Annotated in this window: 13 protein-coding genes; 6 read left to right on the top strand and 7 right to left on the bottom strand. The window is 73.8% G+C overall.

Annotation, left to right across the window (positions count from 1 at the left end):
* Positions 1–2: 2 nt before the first annotated feature.
* From IRQ30_RS09500 to IRQ30_RS09480, 5 genes are all read right to left on the bottom strand, one after another.
* Entirely contained in the window at positions 3–2,282 is a 2,280-nt protein-coding gene (locus IRQ30_RS09500; protein WP_338089641.1) for a ComEC/Rec2 family competence protein, read from the bottom strand.
* Positions 2,283–2,293: 11 nt separating this feature from the next.
* On the bottom strand, positions 2,294–3,361 hold the full coding sequence (locus IRQ30_RS09495; RefSeq protein WP_227467316.1) for a ComEA family DNA-binding protein: 1,068 nt from the start codon (positions 3,359–3,361) through the stop codon (positions 2,294–2,296).
* A gap of 223 nt (positions 3,362–3,584) precedes the next feature.
* On the bottom strand, positions 3,585–4,439 hold the full coding sequence (locus IRQ30_RS09490; RefSeq protein ID WP_193612668.1) for a DegV family protein: 855 nt from the start codon (positions 4,437–4,439) through the stop codon (positions 3,585–3,587).
* A gap of 30 nt (positions 4,440–4,469) precedes the next feature.
* The gene (gene leuS, locus IRQ30_RS09485) at positions 4,470–6,974 is read right to left on the bottom strand and encodes a leucine--tRNA ligase (RefSeq protein WP_193612667.1); all 2,505 of its coding nucleotides are present in this window, start codon (positions 6,972–6,974) and stop codon (positions 4,470–4,472) included.
* A gap of 144 nt (positions 6,975–7,118) precedes the next feature.
* Positions 7,119–7,745, bottom strand: coding sequence for a TetR family transcriptional regulator (locus tag IRQ30_RS09480; RefSeq protein WP_193612666.1), 627 nt, complete (start codon positions 7,743–7,745; stop codon positions 7,119–7,121).
* Between the two features lie 155 nt (positions 7,746–7,900).
* Here IRQ30_RS09480 and IRQ30_RS09475 point away from each other — a divergent pair, with 155 nt between their 5' ends.
* From IRQ30_RS09475 to IRQ30_RS09460, 4 genes are read left to right on the top strand one after another with little or no spacing between them, the layout of a single operon-like run.
* A complete protein-coding gene (locus tag IRQ30_RS09475) occupies positions 7,901–8,698 on the top strand; it encodes an SDR family NAD(P)-dependent oxidoreductase (protein ID WP_193612665.1) in 798 nt (265 codons plus the stop codon).
* A gap of 2 nt (positions 8,699–8,700) precedes the next feature.
* Positions 8,701–9,831, top strand: coding sequence for a DUF5938 domain-containing protein (locus IRQ30_RS09470; RefSeq protein WP_193612664.1), 1,131 nt, complete (start codon positions 8,701–8,703; stop codon positions 9,829–9,831).
* 5 nt (positions 9,832–9,836) lie between these two features.
* The gene (locus tag IRQ30_RS09465; RefSeq protein WP_193612663.1) at positions 9,837–11,369 is read left to right on the top strand and encodes an AMP-binding protein; all 1,533 of its coding nucleotides are present in this window, start codon (positions 9,837–9,839) and stop codon (positions 11,367–11,369) included.
* Positions 11,370–11,388: 19 nt separating this feature from the next.
* Positions 11,389–12,150: an SDR family NAD(P)-dependent oxidoreductase gene (locus IRQ30_RS09460; protein ID WP_193612662.1), complete on the top strand. Its 762-nt coding sequence runs from the start codon at positions 11,389–11,391 to the stop codon at positions 12,148–12,150.
* Between the two features lie 117 nt (positions 12,151–12,267).
* On the opposite strand, the gene IRQ30_RS09455 is transcribed toward IRQ30_RS09460, so the two are convergent.
* Positions 12,268–13,206, bottom strand: coding sequence for an AraC family transcriptional regulator (locus tag IRQ30_RS09455; protein WP_193612661.1), 939 nt, complete (start codon positions 13,204–13,206; stop codon positions 12,268–12,270).
* A gap of 70 nt (positions 13,207–13,276) precedes the next feature.
* On the opposite strand from IRQ30_RS09455, the gene IRQ30_RS09450 reads away from it, so the two are divergent.
* Both IRQ30_RS09450 and IRQ30_RS09445 read left to right on the top strand, forming a co-directional pair.
* On the top strand, positions 13,277–14,737 hold the full coding sequence (locus tag IRQ30_RS09450; RefSeq protein ID WP_193612660.1) for a flavin-containing monooxygenase: 1,461 nt from the start codon (positions 13,277–13,279) through the stop codon (positions 14,735–14,737).
* Positions 14,734–15,333, top strand: a complete 600-nt coding sequence (locus tag IRQ30_RS09445) for an acetoacetate decarboxylase family protein (RefSeq protein ID WP_193612659.1) — start codon at positions 14,734–14,736, stop codon at positions 15,331–15,333. The genes IRQ30_RS09450 and IRQ30_RS09445 overlap by 4 nt, the downstream gene beginning before the upstream one ends.
* Before the next feature lie 6 nt (positions 15,334–15,339).
* Here IRQ30_RS09445 and IRQ30_RS09440 read toward each other — a convergent pair whose 3' ends face one another.
* Positions 15,340–16,980 carry an acyl-CoA synthetase gene (locus IRQ30_RS09440; RefSeq protein WP_193612658.1) on the bottom strand — a complete coding sequence of 547 codons (1,641 nt, stop codon included), beginning with the start codon at positions 16,978–16,980 and terminating at the stop codon, positions 15,340–15,342.
* Positions 16,981–17,013 lie beyond the last annotated feature (33 nt).

Raw genomic sequence — 17,013 nt, 5'->3', positions numbered from 1 at the left:
GCTCAGCGGGTCGCGACCGACACCCCGTCGCCGTCGGGGACCACGAGCACGTCGCCGTCGGTGTCGGTGCGCAGGACCTCGCTGCCGCCGGCGCTGAGCGCCTCCAGGACCACCTCCGCAGGGTGGCCGTAGTCGTTGTCGGCGCCGACCGAGACCAGCGCGACCTCGGCGCCCAGCGAGGTCAGGAGCTCGAGGTCCTGGTAGCGGCTGCCGTGGTGGGGCACCTTGAGCACGTCGACGTCCAGCCCCGCGAGGGTCTCGCGCAGCGCGGCCTGACCCTCGGGCTCCAGGTCGCCGGTCAGCAGGACCCGCACCCCGCGCACCTCCACCAGCAGCACCACGCTGGCGTCGTTGGCGCGGCTGCCGTCGGCGGCGCCGACCTCGGTGCGGTCGGAGGGAGGCCAGAGCACCTGCAGGGTCGCCGCGCCGAGCGTGCGCGTCACGCCGAACGGCGCGAGCTGAGGCACCAGCCCCGCCGCGGCGGCCTGCTCCCCCACCTGGGCCACACCGCCGGGTGGGTCGAGCATCCGGGTCGTCTCCAGGGCGCCCACCCGACGTCCGTCGAGCACCCCGCTGAGCCCGTCGACGTGGTCGGCGTGGAAGTGGGTCAGCACGACCAGGGGCACCTCGTCGACGTCCAGCCGGTCAAGACAGGCGTCGACCGCGCCGGCGTCGGGGCCGGCGTCGACGACGATGCCGGCCGACGCGCCCGCCCGCACGACCAGGGCGTCGCCCTGGCCGACGTCGCACATCGCCAGCACCCATCCGTCGGCCGGCCAGCCGGGGGTGGGCAGGCGCACGGTCACGACGACGACGAGGAGCACCAGCACGGCAGCGCCGGGCGCCGGGTGGCGCAGCGCGCGTGGGAGCACCAGGACCAGCCCGACGCACAACGCCGTCAGGACCGCCAGCGCCACGATGCCCGAGCCCCAGTCGAGGGCGGCCCCGGGCAGGTCGGCCCCGCGGCGGGCGACCGCGACGATCCAGCCGACGCACCAGGCGGCGCCCGTGCCGAGGAGGCGCCCGCTCGGGGCGTGGACCAGCGCCACCAGGCCACCGGCGAGGCCCAGCACGGTCGCCGGGCCCACGACCGGTGCCACGACGAGGTTGGCGACGACCGCCACCAGGCTCACCTGGCCCGAGAGCCCGGCGACCACCGGCGTGCACGCCACCTGGGCCGCGGCAGGGACCGCCACGGCCTCCGCCGCCCAGCGCGGCAGCCAGCGCGCCAGGGCGTCGCGCCAGGGCGGCGCCAGGACGACGATGCCGGCGGTGGCCAGGACCGACAGCGCGAAGCCGGCCGTCATGGCCAGCCCCGGCTGCACCAGCAGCAGCACCGCGACCGCCACCCCGAGCGCCCGGAACGCCCGCCTGCGGCCGTCGACGCCCATCGCGACCAGCCCGATGGCCCCCATCACCGCGGCCCGCAGCACGCTGGGCTCGGTGCGGGCCAGGAGCACGAACCCGACGATCCCGAGGGCCCCGACGAGCAGCAGCCAGCGCCCGCGGACCCCGCACCAGCGGGCGAGCAGCAGCAGGAAGCCGACCACCAGCGTGAGGTTGGTCCCGGAGACGGCCGTGAGGTGCGTCAGGCCCGTCGTACGGAAGTCGTCGGTCAGTCCCGGGTCGAGGCCGGCGTCGTCCCCGTCGACCAGGGCCGGCACCAGGGCCCGTTGGTCGTCGGGCCGGTGGGCCACCGCGTCGCGGATCCCCGCGCGCACCGTGGCGGCTCCGCGCCACCAAGCGTCGGGAGGCGCCCGCACCGCGGGGTCGCGTGCGGAGGTGAGGACGCCCGCGAGGTCGTGGCCGTCGGCCGGGACCAGCACGCCCGAGGTCGTCACCGTCGCCCCCAGCGCCGCGTGTCGCCAGGCCTGGCCGCCGATGACGAGCACCGGCGTGGCGAGCCGGTGGGTGCGCCCGCGACCCGTGACGGTGCGCACCTCGAGGCGGAGCACCACCTGCTCGGCAAAGCGGCCTGCCACCGGACGGGGGTCCGACGCGACGGTTCCGGTCAGGGTGGCGGCGGCCCGGTCCTGTGCCAGGGTGCCCACCGGGTTGTCGCTCACCGCCTGCACCCGCAGCAGCGTCGAGGCGGCCACCGCGGCCGCCACCATCGCCACCGCCACGAGCGTGGGGGACCGGCGTCTCGCCGCGAGCACCCCGGCCACCGCGACCGCCGGCCACACCCAGCCGCCCACCTGGTGGGCGGCGATGCCGGTCAGCCATCCGGCCGCCGCCAGGGCGGGCATCCGCAGGTCGTGCCCGGCGACCGCCCCTCCCACCGGGTGCCTCGTCAGATCGTCACGAAGGGAGCGATCTTGGCGAGGGTGGCGTCGCCGATGCCGTCGACCTCCAGCAGCTCGTCGACCGACGAGAAGCCGCCGTGCTCGGTGCGCCAGGCGAGGATCGCCTGTGCCGTCACGGGCCCCACCTCGGGCAGCGTCTCGAGCTCGGCCTGACCGGCCGTGTTGAGGCTGACCGGCGCCGAGGCGCTCCCGCCCCCGGGCGCGGGAGGAGGCGCCGCACCCGGCACCGACGCGGGCGCGGCACCCACCAGCACCTGCTCGCCGTCGATGAGGAGCCGGGCGAGGTTGAGCGACGCCAGGTCGACCCCTGCCCGGGCGCCGCCCGCCGCCTCGATCGCGTCGACCACGCGCGCCCCGGCCTCGAGGACCTGGATGCCCGGACGCCGCACCTTGCCGGCGACGTCGACGGTCACGGTCGTGGCCGCGCCGCTCGTCGTGCCGGGGTCGGACCCGGGCGGCGCCGGGGCGGGCGGTGGCGCACCCGCGGGCGCCTGGGCCACCGAGACCAGCGGGTCGCTCACCGGCGAGAGGGTCGGGCCGACGGAGACCGGCTCGGGGTCGCCGCGCACCACCCACCAGGTCGTGACGGCCAGCCCCACGGCGACCAGCACCGCCACGACCGTCACCTGGAGGGGGCCCAGCCACGTCCGGCCGCGCAGCGGCTCGGGCACGGCGTCGGCCAGCACCCGACGACGACGAGCCGCGTGCCGTCCGGGGAGCGGCACCGGCGGCACGGGCGGCTCTGGCGGCACCGAGGGCCCAGGGACCTCCGGCAAGCCGGGTGGCGGGGCGGGCGGCCGGACCGCCGGCCTCGTGGGCGGAGGTCCCTGCGGCGGGTCGGGGTCCGCGGGAGCCACCACCACGAGCGGACGGCGGGCCGGGGCGATGCGGGTGTGACCGTCCCACCACTCGCCGCCGGCGGCGGGCGCCAGCCCGCGCTCGTCCGGCCCGTGCGGGCCCGGCGGCTGGTGGGTCGAGGTCAGCTCGGCACTCAGCTGGGCCAGCCTGCGCGCCACCGCCTCGTCGTGCTCCTGCTGGGCTCGTCGCGATCGCATGGGAGGGACGCTAGGCAGCCGGCCGGACGGCGGCCGCCGGCAGCGGCGCGGGGTGTGGACGGCCCCTCGCGGCGGCGTACCTGTGCACGACTGACGGCTCGTTCGGTCGGTCGAGCGCGGGCCTGACGGCGTCGCGGCCGGACCTTCTGGGCAAATACCTGACGTTCTGGGCCAGAACTCTGCCCCAGAGGCGCTGGTCTACCAGCAGATGCTGAAAACCCTGCTACGTGCGCGGCGCGACGCAGACGGCGATCATGCCCGGGCCAACGTGCGCGCCGAGGACGGCGCCGAGCTCGCCGCACCAGGCCTCGCGGCCGCCGAGGTTGGCGGCGAGGCGGTCGGAGAGCCGGTCGACGAGCACCGCCGCACGGTCGGGGTTGGCGAGGTGGGCGACGCAGAGGTCGATCGGGCCGGAGCCGGCGGCCTCGACGGCGAGCTCCTCGAGGCGGGCCAGCGCGCGGGTGGTGGTGCGGACCTTCTCCAGGGACGCCACGACGCCGTCGTCGATCTGCAGCAGCGGCTTGACCGCGAGGGCGCCGCCGAAGAGCGCGGAGGCGGTGCCGATCCGGCCGCCGCGCCGCAGGTACTCGAGGGTGTCGACGTAGAAGAGCGAGCGGGAGGCGGCCGCGCGGGTGCGGGCGGCCTCGGCGGCGGCCTCCACGGAGGCGCCCTGGCCGATGGCGTCGGCGGCGGCGAGCGCGGCGTAGCCCGTGGCGACCCCGACCTGGCGGCTGTCGACGCAGATCACCCGCACCGGGGCGTCGCGGGCCGCCAGCTGGGCGGACTCGAAGGTGCCGCTCATGTCGCCGGAGATGTGCACCGAGACGATCTGCTTGGCGCCGGCGAGCGCCGCGCGCTCGTAGGCGTCGAGCATCGCCCGGGGCGCGGGCCGCGACGTGCTGACGGGACGGAACTCCCGCAGCGCCTGCGCGACCCGCTCCGGGGTCGCCTCGTCCGAGCCCTCGTCGTAGGAGCTCGCGCCGATGACCACCTGCAGCGGGACCACGATGATCCCGCGCTCGGCCGCCAGCTCCGGGGGGAGGCTGGCGGTCGAGTCCGTGACGACGACGACCGACATGGAGCGAACAGTAGCCCGAACGGCCCGGGCTCAGACGACGATGTTGACCAGCTTGGGCGCGCGCACGATGACCTTGCGGATCTCGCGCCCGTCGATCGCGCGCACCACGCCCTCGTCGGCCAGGGCCAGCGCCTCCAGCTCGGCCTCGGAGATGCCCGGGGGCACCTCCAGCCGGCCGCGGACCTTGCCCTGCACCTGCACGACGGCCGTGACGGACTCCTCGACCAGCAGCGCCTCGTCGACCGAGGGCCAGCCGGCGAGGGCCACGGTCGGCTCGTGGCCCAGCCGGTCCCACATCTCCTCGGCGGTGTACGGCGCCACCAGCGACAGCAGGATGGCGACCGCCTCGACGGCCTCGCGCACGGCGGGGTCGGCGCCGCCGGGGCCGGAGTCGATGGCCTTGCGGGTGGCGTTGACCAGCTCCATGGTGCGGGCGACCATCACGTTGAAGCGGTGGATCTCGATCAGCGACTCGGCGTCGTGCAGCGTGCGGTGGGTCAGCCGGCGCAGCGCGGCGTCGCCGCCGGCGGGGTCGGCGCCGGGCTCGCTGGTGACGTCGCCGCTCAGCCGCCAGGCGCGCTGCAGGAAGCGCAGCGAGCCGGCGGGCGACATGTCGGCCCAGTCGATGTTGTCCTCGGGCGGACCGGCGAAGACCAGGGTCAGCCGCACGGCGTCGACGCCGAAGGCCTCCAGCTGCTCCCCCAGGCTGACGCCGTTGCCCAGCGACTTGCTCATCTTGCGGCCGTTGTTGATGACCTTGCCCTGGGACAGGTACGCCGAGAACGGCTCGTCCCAGTCGACCATGCCCATGTCGCGCAGCGCCTTGGTGAAGAAGCGCGCGTACAGCAGGTGCAGCACGGCGTGCTCGTCGCCGCCGACGTACAGGTCGATCGGGCCCCACGCGTTGGCCAGGTCGGTGTCGAAGGCCTGGGTGTCGTCGTGCGGGGAGACGTAGCGGAAGAAGTACCAGGACGAGTCGACGAAGGTGTCCATGGTGTCGGTGTCGCGCGTGGCCGGGCCGCCGCACGTCGGGCAGGTGACGTTGACCCAGTCGGTGGCCGCCCCCAGCGGTGAGGTGCCCTTCGGCTTCAGGTCGGCCCCGCGCAGCTCGGGCAGCTCGACGGGCAGCTGGTCCTCCGGGACCGGGACCTCGCCGTCGACCGGGCAGTGGATGATCGGGATCGGGGCGCCCCAGTAGCGCTGGCGCGACAGCAGCCAGTCGCGCAGCCGGAAGTTGACCGTGCCGCGGCCCAGGCCCTTGCCCTCCAGGTAGGCGATCGTCGTGGACTTCGCCGCGGCGATGTCCATGCCGGACAGGTCGATCTCGTCGTTGGCGGAGTTGATCGCCGGCCCGTCGCCCGTGAACGCCATCGTGTCGTGGCCCTCCCAGTCGGCGGGCGGCTCGACCGTGCGCACGACCGGCAGGTCGAAGACCTGCGCGAACTCCCAGTCGCGCTGGTCCTGCCCGGGCACGGCCATGATCGCGCCGGTGCCGTAGTCGGCCAGCACGTAGTCGGCGGCGTAGACGGGGATCCGGGTGCCGGTCAGCGGGTTGGTCGCGTGGACGCCCAGGTCGACCCCGGTCTTGGGCCGGTCGGTCGACAGCCGGTTGATCTCGGTCTCCTTGCGGACCTCGACCAGGTAGTCCTCCAGCGCCGGGCGCTGCTCGTCGGTGACCAGCTCCGAGGCCAGCGCCGCGTCGGCGGCGACCACCATGAACGTCGCGCCGAACAGCGTGTCCGGACGCGTGGTGTAGACGGTCAGCGGCTCGGAGCGACCCTCGACGACGAAGTCGACGTGCGCGCCCTCGGAGCGGCCGATCCAGTTGCGCTGGGCGTTGACGACCTTGTCCGACCAGGTCGGCTGCAGGTCGTCCAGGCCGTCCAGCAGCTCCTGGGCGTACGCCGTGGTGCGGAAGTACCACTGGGTCAGCTCGCGCTTGGTGACCTCGGCGCCGCAGCGCTCGCAGGCGCCGTCGACGACCTGCTCGTTGGCCAGCACGGTCTGGTCGTGCGGGCACCAGTTGACCCAGCTGTTCTTGCGGTAGGCCAGCCCCTTGGCGTGGAACTTCAGGAACAGCGACTGCGTCCAGCGGTAGTACTCGGGGTCGGAGGTGTTGAAGCGCCGCGACCAGTCGAAGCTCACGCCGTAGCGGCGGAAGGACTGCAGCTGCGTGGCGATGTTGCCGTAGGTGTAGTCGGCGGGGTGCGCGTCGTTGCGGATCGCGGCGTTCTCGGCGGGCAGGCCGAAGGAGTCCCAGCCCATGGGGTTCAGGACCTCGTAGCCCTTCTGCCACCAGTAGCGGGCGATCACGTCGTGCAGCGCCGTCACCTCGGCGTGACCCATGTGCAGGTCGCCGCTGGGGTAGGGGAACATCGTCAGCGCGTACTTCTTCTCGCGCGGCGACGCGTCGTCGGCGCGGAAGGGCTCGAGCTGCTCCCAGACCGGCTGCCACTTCCGCTCGGTCGCGGCGACGTCGTACGTCGCGGCGTCGGGGCCGGTCTCGCCGGCGGTGTCGCTCTGCTGCTCGCTCATGGTGTCTCTCTCGCCTCTGGTGGGTCCTGGCTCCGGGCACAAAAAAGCCCCTCGGTCACGAGGGGCAGCCGCGTCGGTCTCGGATCGATCGACGCGGCTAGGTAAGGAGCAGGTCCCTGTGCATGGCACCAGGGTAGCCGAATCTCACGAGGGAGCGGGAGCCAGCATCAGCGGCATCAGGCCGTGCACCTGGGAGGCGATCGAGTCCAGCGCCTCCGGCTGCCCGGCGATGTGGCCGAGCAGCGCCTGCTGGAACAGCCCGTCGAGCACGGCGTACGCCGCCGAGGGAGCCATCGCCGTGGGGCGGTCGGCCAGCTCGGCGTAGCGGCTCACCACCCGCCAGATCATCTCCTGCAGCGTGGCGTCGATCATCGTCACGGCCTCGCGCAGCGACTCCTCGAACATGCTCTGGGTGCGCAGGTCGTACCAGAGCCGGTGCATCGGGGCCTCGTCGCGCAACGTCTCCACCAGCTTGGCGGCGAAGGCGTCCAGCAGCCCCTCCGCGGAGGTCGAGTCGGAGACGACCGCGTCGTAGCGGGTCACGCACTGCGCCTTGTAGTAGCGCACGCAGTAGACGATCAGCTCGAGCTTGTCGTGGAAGTAGTAGTGCACGACGCCGTGGCTGAACTCGGAGTTGTTGGCGATCTCGCGCAGGCTGGTGCGGGCGTAGCCGAGCTCGCCGAGCGTGGTCAGCGCCGACTCCGCGAGCTGGTTGCGCCGGGCGTCGTGCTTGTCGGCGGGGCTCCGCCGGACGGTCTGGGTGCCGGCCACCTGCTCACCTCCGTCCGGCTGCTCGAGCGTCACTCTACGGGCTCGGCGCCCCGCGACACGGCGATCTTGACAAATGTCCAGAAAAGTCTTGACAGTCGTCAAGACGCTGCGGGACGTTGTGACGGCCACCACTCGCGAACTCGAGGAGCACCCACATGACCCACCTGGACCTGTCCGGCCGTACCGCCCTGGTGACCGGGGGTGCGCAGGGCCTCGGCGAGGGAATGGCCCACGCGCTCGCCGCCGCCGGCGCCCGCGTCGTGATCGCCGACCTGCAGGACGACCTCGGCGAGAAGGCCGCGGACGCGCTCCCCGGCGAGGGCCACGGCTTCGTGCACCACGACGTCACCGACGACGCGAGCTGGGCCAACGTCACGACGGCTTGCGCCTCCGACTTCGGCGGTCTCGACATCGTCGTCAACAACGCCGGCATCGAGATCACCAGCCTGCTGGTCGACCTCGACCCCGACCAGGTGCGCCGGCAGCTCGAGGTGAACCTCCTCGGCACCTCGCTGGGTATCAAGCACGCCTTCCGCACCATGCGCCCCGAGGGCGCCGCGGGCAAGGGCGGCTGCGTCATCAACGTCGCCTCGGTCGCCGCCACCATCGCGTTCCCCGGCATCGGCGTCTACTCCGCCACCAAGTCCGGCGTCGACCGGCTCACCCGCGTGGCCGCCATGGAGGCCGGCAAGCTCGGCTACGGCGTGCGTGTCAACTGCATCTACCCCGGCCTGGTGCCGACCGCCATGGGCGCCGGCCTCGCCAACGACGTCGCCTCGATCGGGCTCTTCGGCTCCCCCGAGGAGGCCGTCGGCGCGGTCATCGAGCTCACGCCGTCGGGCCGCCTCGGCGAGGTCTCCGACATGGCCGACGCGGTGGTCTTCCTGGCCTCCGACGCCGCTCGCTTCGTCAACGGCGTCGGCCTCCCGGTCGACGGCGGGATGGGGATGTGAGCATGAGCGAGACCAAGCGCGTCGTCGTCTACGGCGCCTCCGGCTACACCGGCCGCCTCATCTGCGAGTACCTCCGCGAGTACGGCGTGCCGTTCGTCGCCGCCGGCCGCTCGGCCGACACCCTCAGCGCCTCGATGGCCACCAACGTCGCCGGCATCGAGACGGCCGACTACGAGGTCGTCGAGGTCACCCACGACCTGGAGTCGCTCACCGACCTGTTCCAGGGCGCCTCGGTGGTGCTCAACACCGTCGGCCCGTTCAGCAAGTGGGGACCCGAGGTGGTCGAGGCGTGCCTGGCCGCGGGCGCCCACTACACCGACACCACCGGAGAGCAGGACTGGCTGATCACCTGCGACGAGCAGTACGGCGCCGACTTCGCGGCCGCGGGGCTGCTGCTCGCGCCGGGCATCGCGCAGATGTACACGACCGGCGAGATCGCGGCGGAGGTCGCGCTCGAGACGCCCGGGCTCGACACCCTCGACATCGCGGTCTTCTGGGGCGGCAGCCCGACCATCGCCTCCACCCAGACCATCCTGTTCAACGCTGCGCTCTCGGGCGCCCACTACCTCGAGCAGGGCCGCTACGTGCCCTTCGACCCCGAGGCGGGGCACTACCAGCTGGCGATCCCCGGCCAGCACGAGCTCGCGCTGGCCCTGCCGTGGGGCGGCACCTCGCACCCGGTCTGGTACCGCAACGACCCCCGCGTCGCCAACGTCAAGGCGCTCGGCGGGGTGTTCAACAAGGCGCTGATGCTCGGCGTCCCGCAGATCGTGGCCGCCGCGATCGAGGCCACCAAGGACATGGACGCCGACGACACCTACACCGCCCTGGCCGCCACCGCGGCCCAGGTGATGAGCACGATGCCGCCGCGCGAGAACCCCCGCCTGAACAAGTCCCTCGACTCGGTGCACGCCTCGGGACCGCTCGGCCGCGCCCACTGCGTCATCCACGGCAACCAGAACTACAAGCAGACCGGGCTGCTCCAGGCCTACGCCGCCTACCACCTGCTCCAGCAGCCGCCGAAGCGCGTGGGCTTCGCGTCCGGGTGCCAGGCGTTCGGGCACCGCGAGCTGCTCGGCGTGCTGCGCAGCTTCGGGCTGGTCTCCGCGCCGGTGCTGACCGTGGAGAGCTGACCTACGTGCGACTGGTCGACTACCTCGACAAGGGGGCCTCGCTCGATCCCGGGGCCCCCTGCCTGACCACCGACGGCGCGAGCCTCTCCTACGCCGAGGTGCAGGAGCTCAGCGCCCGCGTCGCCGGCGGTCTGGTCGCCCGGGGGGTCGCCGCGGGCGACACCGTGGCGATCCTCTCGGCCAACGACCCGGTCGCGTTCGCCAGCGTCTTCGGCATCAGCCGGGCCGGCGCCGTGTGGTGCCCGGTCAACCCGCGCAACGAGGCCGCCGAGAACCGCGAGCTGCTCGACCTCTTCGACTGCTCGGTCCTGGTGTTCCAGGCGACGTACGCCGGTCTGGTCGCGCAGATCCGCGACGACCTGCCGAAGCTGACCACCCTGGTCTGCCTCGACGGCACGGTCGAGGGGGCGCTGGCGTGGGACGAGTTCCTCGGCGAGCCGCTCGCCGAGCCCGTGCGCCCGCTCGACGACGTCGCCATGATCGTCGGCACCGGCGGCACCACCGGCCGGCCCAAGGGGGTCCTGCTCACCGGGCGCAACCTCGAGACGATGAGCGCCATCACGCTGATGAGCTACCCCTTCGAGGGGCGGCCCGTCTACCTCGCCCTGGCGCCGCTCACCCACGCGGCGGGCGTCCTGTGCTTCCCCGTGCTGACGCTGGGCGGCGAGATCGTGGTGATGCGCTCCCCCGACGTCGGGTCCTTCCTCGAGCACGTCGCGCGGCACCGGGTCACCCACACCTTCCTGCCGCCCACGCTCGTCTACATGGTGCTCGCCCACGCCGACCTCGACGCGACGGACACCTCGTCGCTGCAGTGCTTCTGGTACGGCGCGGCGCCGATGTCGGCAGCCCGCCTGGAGGAGGCCATCGGGCGGCTGGGCCCGGTGATGGCGCAGCTCTTCGGCCAGACCGAGGCGCCGATGATGATCGCGACCCTGTCGCCGCGCGACCACCTGCGCGCCGACGGCAGCATCGCCCACGAGCGGCTGTCATCAGCGGGGCGTCCGGCACCGCTGGTGACGGTCTCCATCATGGCGCCCGACGGCACGCTGCTGGCCCGCGGCGAGACCGGCGAGATCGTGGTCCGCAGCTCGCTGGTGATGGCCGGCTACCGCCGCGACCCGGAGGCGACCGCCGAGGCGTCGGCCCACGGCTGGCACCACACCGGCGACATCGGCTACCTCGACGACGAGGGGTACCTGTTCATCGTCGACCGCGCCAAGGACATGGTCATCACCGGCGGGTTCAACGTCTACTCCACCGAGGTCGAGCAGGCCGTCATGCAGCACCCGGCCGTCCAGGACTGCGCGGTGGTGGGGCTGCCGGACGACAAGTGGGGCGAGCGGGTGACCGTCGTGCTGCAGCTGCGACCCGGCGCGAGCCTCGAGCCGGACGAGCTGACGGCGTTCGTCAAGGAGCGCCTCGGGAGCGTCAAGGCGCCCAAGCAGGTGGAGGTCTGGGACGACCTGCCGCGCTCCAAGGTCGGCAAGGTCCTCAAGACCGACATCAAGAAGACGCTGCTGTCGGGTTCGGCCTAGCACGCCCTAGGGTCGGGGCATGACCGTGAGCGACATGTTCCGACTGGACGGCAGGGTGGCCGTGGTGACCGGCGCCTCGAGCGGGCTGGGCGTCGCCTTCGCCCAGGGCCTGGCCGAGGCGGGCGCCGACGTGGCGCTCGGCGCGCGCCGCGTGGAGCGGCTCGACGACACCGCCGGCCTGGTGCGGGCGGCCGGTCGCCGGGCCCTGCCCGTGGCGACCGACGTGGCCGACCCCGACTCGTGCACGAACCTCGTCGCCCTGGCCATGGAGGAGTTCGGCCGCGTCGACATCCTCGTCAACAACGCCGGCATCGGCACGGCCGCACCGGCCACTCGCGAGGCACCCGACGACTTCCGCCGGGTGATCGACGTCAACCTCAACGGCTGCTACTGGATGGCGCAGGCCTGCGGTCGGGTCATGCAGCCCGGCTCGAGCATCATCAACATCTCCTCGGTCCTCGGCATCACCACCGCGGGACTCCCCCAGGCGGCCTACGCCGCGTCCAAGGCGGGCCTCATCGGGCTGACCCGCGACCTCGCCCAGCAGTGGACCGGTCGCAAGGGCATCCGCGTCAACGCCATCGCGCCCGGCTTCTTCGCCTCCGAGATGACCGAGCAGTACCCGCCCGGCTACCTCGAGTCCCAGGGCCCGCGACTCCTCGCCGGACGCAAGGGCGACCCCGCCGAGCTCGCCGCGACCGTGGTCTTCCTCGCCTCCGACGCGGCCGGCTACATCACCGGCCAGACGCTCCCCGTCGACGGCGGCATGACCATCACGTGATCGGTTTCGAGACGGTTGCTGCGCAACCTCCTCAACCAACGGGGGCTGAGGTAGCCGCGCTGGACCCCCGGGGGTTGAGGAAGGCGCGCTAGACCCCCGGGGGTTGAGGAAGGCGCGCTAGCGCCTGTCTCGAAACCCCCACCGCGCCCGCGCGTGCAGGTACGCCGCCGCGTCGGCGTAGCCGAGCCGGGCCGCCACCTCGGCGACCGGCATGGTCGCGCGGCCGGCGTGCAGGGCCCGGGCCAGCGACGAGCGCACCTCGTCGAGCAGCTCGCGGTAGCCGACGCCCTCCTCGGCCAGGCGCCGCCGCAGTTGGCGCTCGCTGAGAGCCAGCGCCGCAGCCACCTCCGGCATCGGGGCGCCCTCGGGCAGCCGCTGGGTGATCAGCACCCGCACGTCCTGCGCCAGGCCCGTGCGCGCCCGGCGGACGTCGACGACCTGCGCGCACATCGTCGCGGCCAGCGCGAGGCGCTCGTCGCTGCGCTGCGGGAGCGGCCGCTCGAGCTGCTCGACGCCGAACTCCAGGCGGGCCGCGTCGTCGCTCCAGGCGAGCTCGGCGCCGACGCCGCCCGGCACCAGCGCCTCCAGCACCGCGTGCACGGCCGTGGCGTCCCGCTCGACCAGGAAGCGCCGCACGTCGGGCGGCAGCCCGGCCCCGTCGAGCGTCACGACGACCCGGTCGCCCACCAGCTCGGCGCGCGGGATCGCGAAGGCGAAGCTCAGGTCGATGAAGCGCAGGGCCACCGTCATCGCGTCGAGCACGGTGCGGCTGGCCAGCAGCGCGAACCCGAACGCGCCGAACGTCGCCGCCTCGTAGCGCTCCCCCACGTCGCGCCCGACCTCGCCGAGGAGCCGGTGCAGCGTCCGCACGACCCGCAGCTCCTGGGCCGCCGTCACCTCGCCACCGGCCAGGTCTCCGAGGCGCAGCCCGGTGCCGAGCAAGGCCCGCTGCGCGCGCACGCCGCGCGCCGCGGCGTACTCCACCAGCAGCGCGACGCCCGCGGCGGAGCGGGGGAAGTCCCAGTCGCGGGCGGCGGGCTCCGGTAGGTGCGGCATGTCCGGAATTATCAACCCGGTCGCCCTCCGGCGCCCCCCCGCACCGCCGGACAGCCCTACCTTCGAGGCCATGAGCACCCGCGTCGTCGTCATCGGAGCCGGCTTCGGCGGCCTCGGCGTGGTCCGGGAGCTGCGCCGGCGCGGCCTCACCGACATCACGGCGCTGGAGCGCGCCGACGACGTGGGCGGGGTCTGGCGCGACAACACCTACCCGGGCGCCGCGTGCGACGTCCCGTCCCCGCTCTACTCGTGGTCGTGGGCGGTCAACCCGCGCTGGACCCGCCGCTACTCCCGGCAGCCCGAGATCCTCGCCTACCTGCGCGAGGCGGCGCAGCGCGAGGGGCTGCTCCAGCACGTGCGCACGGGGGTCGAGGTGACGTCGCTCGTCTACGACGACGCGGCCGGGCTCTGGCACGTCGGGACGGCCGACGGCACGACGTACGACGCCGAGGTGGTCGTCTCGGCGGTCGGCCAGCTGTCCAACCCGGCCGTCCCCGCCGTGCCCGGCGCTGAGACGTTCGCCGGCCCCGCCTTCCATTCCGCCCAGTGGCGCCACGACGTCGACCTGCGCGGGGCGAGGGTCGCCGTCGTCGGGACCGGCGCCAGCGCGATCCAGCTCGTGCCCGCCATCGTCGACGACGTCGCCGCGATGACCGTCCTCCAGCGCTCGGCGCCCTACGTCGTGCCGAAGCCCGACCAGGGCTACCGGCCCGCACACCACCGCGCGTTCGAGCGGTTCCCGTGGCTGCTGGCCGCCGAGCGTCGCTCGTGGTTCTGGCTCACCGAGCGCTTCAACCTCGCCCTCGGCGGCCGCTCCCCGGTCTCCCGGCCGCTGCTGGCCACCCTGCGCGCGGCCTGGCGCCTCACGCTGCGGCGCCAGGTCCCTGACGAGCGACTGCGCCGACGGCTGGTGCCGGACTACCCGCTCGGCTGCAAGCGCCTGCTCTTCTCCAACGACTGGTACCCCGCCCTGGCGCGCGAGCACGTCGACGTCGTCAACGAGCACGTCTCGGCCATCGAGCCGGGCGGGGTGCGCACCGCCGACGGGCGTCTCCACGAGGCCGACGTGCTGATCTGGGGCACCGGCTTCAAGGCCACCCAGTTCCTCGCCCCGATGCGCGTCACCGGCGTCGGCGGCGCCGACCTGCACGCCCTGTGGAGCGACGGCGCCCGCGCGCACCTGGGCCTCACCGTGCCGGGCTTCCCGAACCTGTTCTGCATCTACGGGCCCAACACCAACCTGGGCGGCAGCTCGATCATCGCGATGATGGAGGCCCAGGCCGGCTACGTCGCGCAGGTGGTGGCCCGCCTGGACCGCGACGGCCCGCGCCCGCTCGCCGTGCGGCGCGAGGTCGCGGCGGCCTACGACCGCGAGATGCAGTCGCGGCTGGCCGACAGCGCCTGGAGCGGCTGCACGAGCTGGTACGTCGACGGCCCGCGCATCACCACGAACTGGCCGGGGCTCGTCGCGGAGTACCAGGCCCGCACGGCCCACGTCGACTGGGACGACCTCGAGGAGATCACGGCATGAGCACCCCCTACCCGCCGCAGCCCTGGGACCTTGCCGGACTCGGCCACCTGACGACCTGGTCGGTCCCCGCCGAGGCGCTGCCCACGCTGCCGTTCAGCGCCAGGCCGGTGACCGTGCGCGGCCGGGCGGTGGTGACCACGGCGTTCGTGGCCTACTCCGACGCCGGCCAGATGGCCTACGACGAGCTCCTCGCGGCCGTCGTGGTGCGCCACGGCCGGCGAGTGGGCCTGTCGATCACCGACATCTGGGTCGACAGCGAGACCTCGATGCTGGGCGGGCGCGGGCTGTGGGGCATCCCCAAGGACCTGGCGGCGTTCGACGGGCTGCACGCCTCTGTCGGCGGCAGGCCCATCGCCGGCGCGCGCTTCACGGCCCGCCGGCTGCCCGCCGTACCCCTGCCGGTGCCGGTGCGCGGTCGCGTCGTGCAGACCCTGCGCGAGCGCACGGTGGCCAGCCCGATCCGCGCGTCCGGCCGGATGCGCCCGGCCTCCGCCGCGTGGACCATCGACGAGGCCGGCCCGCTCTCGTGGCTGCGCGCCGGTCGTCCCCTGGCGAGCTTCGTGGCCGAGGACTTCGCGATGCGCTTCGGCTCCTGAGCCGCCTCAGGCCTCGGCCTGGGCCTTGGCCCAGCGGTAGTCGGCCTTGCCGGAGGGCGAGCGCTGCATCTCGGTGACGCGGACGACCGCCTTGGGCACCTTGTAGCGGGCGACGTGCCGCCCGGCCTCGGCGAGCAGGTCCTCGTCGCTGGCGTCGGCGCCGTCGGCGAGCTGCACGACCGCGACGACCTCGCTCCCCCAGCGCTCGGAGGGGCGGCCGACCACGACCACGTCGCGCACGGCCGGGTGGGCGGCCAGCGCCCGCTCGACCTCCTCGACGAAGATCTTCTCGCCGCCGGAGTTGACGGTGACGCCGTCGCGGCCGAGCAGCTCGATGCGGCCGTCCTCCAGCACGTTGGCGCGGTCGCCCGGCACCGACCAGCGCACGCCGCCGACGACCGGGAAGGTGCGCGCGGTCTTGTCGGCGTCGCCGAGGTAGCCCAGCGGGATCCGGCCGGTGCGGGCCAGCCAGCCGCCGCTCTCGCCGGGACCGAGCAGCCGGCTGAGGTCGTCGGCCACGACGGCGGTGTCCTCCTGCGCCTCGAACACCGCGGTGTCGGCCTCGGCACCCTTGAACGAGTAGATGTTGAGCTGGATGCCGGTCTCGCTGGACCCCACGGTGTCGCGGATCATCACGTGCGGCAGCGCCTCGAGCAGGCGGGTGCGCACGGTCGGCGACAGCGGCGCGCCGCCGTTGCTGACCGCGGCCACGCACGACAGGTCGTAGTCGCCGCGCTCGAGCTCCTCGACCAGCGGTCGCGCCACCGCGTCGCCGACGACCGGGATCGCCAGGCACTTCTCCCGCGAGGCCGCGCTGAGCGCGTCGGCGGGGTCCATGCGGTGCACGTCGTCGGGGATGACGATCTTCCCGCCGGTGGCGAACATGTGGAACGCCGACCACTGGGCGGCGCCGTGCATGAAGGGCGGCAGCATCAGCATCGTGGTGCCGCCGTTGGCGGCCACGGCCGCCTGCGCGATCTCGTCGTACGACGCGTAGGGCGTGGTGGTGCCGAACGGCAGCCCGCCCATGGCCGAGATGAACACGTCGTCGTGGCGCCACACCACGCCCTTCGGCATCCCGGTGGTGCCGCCGGTGTACATGATGAACAGGTCGTCGCCGGACGGCTCCGGCATCCCGCCCGCCGGCGCCGGGGTCGCGACGATCGACTCGTAGTCGACCGCGCCGGGCAGCAGCGCGTTGCCGCTGTCGTCGGCCACCTGCACGAGCACCCGCAGCCCGGGCACCTGCTCGCGCAGCGCGGCGACCTGGGGCGCGAACTCCGCGGCGTAGACCAGCCCGTCCGTGCTGGCGTCGTTGAGGAGGTAGAGCAGCTCCTCCTCGACGTAGCGGTAGTTGATGTTGTACGGCGCCACGCGGGCGCGCCACGCACCGACGAGCGTCTCGAGGTACTCGTTGCCGTTGCGCAGGTAGACACCCAGGTGGTGCTGGCCGGACTCGTGACCGGCGAGCCCGTCGCGCTCGGTGTGGCACCCGAGGCCCTGCTCGACCAGGAAGTGCGCGACGCCCTGCATGCGGCGGTCGATGTCGGCGTAGGTGAAGCGCCGGTCGCGCCAGACCAGGACCTCCTGGTCGGGGACCGCGCGGGCCACGGTCTCGAAGACCGTCGAGAGGTTGAAGCCGGGCATGCATGCTCCTGTGGTGGACGGCCGGACGGGACC

Source organism: Nocardioides lijunqiniae, assembly GCF_015024225.1.
GTDB classification, from domain to species: domain Bacteria; phylum Actinomycetota; class Actinomycetes; order Propionibacteriales; family Nocardioidaceae; genus Nocardioides; species Nocardioides lijunqiniae.
The sequence above is the reverse complement of the archived record's forward strand: the minus strand, read 5'-3'. Positions and strand labels throughout refer to the sequence as shown.

Bases quoted from the DNA above. Each gene is read 5' to 3' on its own strand.
- IRQ30_RS09495 (WP_227467316.1), bottom strand. From the start codon at position 3,361: ATGCGATCGCGACGAGCCCAGCAGGAGCACGACGAGGCGGTGGCGCGC.
- IRQ30_RS09490 (WP_193612668.1), bottom strand. From the start codon at position 4,439: ATGTCGGTCGTCGTCGTCACGGACTCGACCGCCAGCCTCCCCCCGGAG.
- leuS (WP_193612667.1), bottom strand. From the start codon at position 6,974: ATGAGCGAGCAGCAGAGCGACACCGCCGGCGAGACCGGCCCCGACGCC.
- IRQ30_RS09475 (WP_193612665.1), top strand. From the start codon at position 7,901: ATGACCCACCTGGACCTGTCCGGCCGTACCGCCCTGGTGACCGGGGGT.
- IRQ30_RS09470 (WP_193612664.1), top strand. From the start codon at position 8,701: ATGAGCGAGACCAAGCGCGTCGTCGTCTACGGCGCCTCCGGCTACACC.
- IRQ30_RS09460 (WP_193612662.1), top strand. From the start codon at position 11,389: ATGACCGTGAGCGACATGTTCCGACTGGACGGCAGGGTGGCCGTGGTG.
- IRQ30_RS09455 (WP_193612661.1), bottom strand. From the start codon at position 13,206: ATGCCGCACCTACCGGAGCCCGCCGCCCGCGACTGGGACTTCCCCCGC.
- IRQ30_RS09450 (WP_193612660.1), top strand. From the start codon at position 13,277: ATGAGCACCCGCGTCGTCGTCATCGGAGCCGGCTTCGGCGGCCTCGGC.
- IRQ30_RS09445 (WP_193612659.1), top strand. From the start codon at position 14,734: ATGAGCACCCCCTACCCGCCGCAGCCCTGGGACCTTGCCGGACTCGGC.
- IRQ30_RS09440 (WP_193612658.1), bottom strand. From the start codon at position 16,980: ATGCCCGGCTTCAACCTCTCGACGGTCTTCGAGACCGTGGCCCGCGCG.